Below are 722 nucleotides of genomic sequence, written 5' to 3' on the forward strand. Positions count from 1 at the left end.
ACGCGGCTGATCCTGCTCGAAGGCCCCTGGCTCTGGAATCGCCTGTTGTGGTTTGGCCTGGCGGCAGGGGCGCTGGCCTTTACGTATTTCCGGTTTCGGTTGGGCCACGTTATACCGAATACCCCATGGACGCGTATTTTCAGTCGCCGATCCAATCCAGGGCGCTCCCCTGTACTCACTTCTCCGGACGCATCGGATCAAGGCAACCGGGACACCAGTCCGATCAACCTGCCGAACCGCTTCCGTCAATTTGGTATCACCACGGATGTGCGCCAGACACTCGCCATTGCCCGCACCTCGTTCGGAATGATTGCCAGATCCCGGGGCGGGCTCACGCTGGTAGCCCTTTTAGCGATTGGCACCGGCCTGTTCGCACCCGAATACATGGAATGGCTCGGGGTTCCGTTGTTGGCCCGAACGGAAGAGGTGTTACGTACACTAACACCCGCCCTGAGCAGCTTCAAAACCCAGTGGATCATTATCCCTTTTCTCACCATCTTCTACGCCGGGGAGCTGGTCTGGCGCGAACGGGAAGCCGGGCTCAATGAGCTTTCGGACACCACGCCGGTACGCGAATGGGTCCTGCTGCTGGGCAAATTCCTGGGACTGTCGCTCGTCATCATCACCTGGGTGACCTTCCTGATGGGGGCCGGCATCATCAACCAGCTCGTCATGAAGTATCACCATTTCGAGATTGGGGTATACCTGAAGGCGCTCTTCGG

Annotated in this window: 1 protein-coding gene; it reads left to right on the forward strand. The window is 58.9% G+C overall.

Going from position 1 to position 722, the window contains the following annotated elements; translation table 11 throughout:
* Positions 1–267: 267 nt before the first annotated feature.
* On the forward strand, positions 268–722 hold a 455-nt coding region (locus FH871_RS33895; RefSeq protein WP_229317754.1), incomplete at its 3' end, for an ABC transporter permease.

Origin of the sequence: Larkinella sp. C7 (assembly GCF_006149005.1) — a bacterium.
In the GTDB taxonomy this organism is placed as follows: domain Bacteria; phylum Bacteroidota; class Bacteroidia; order Cytophagales; family Spirosomataceae; genus Larkinella.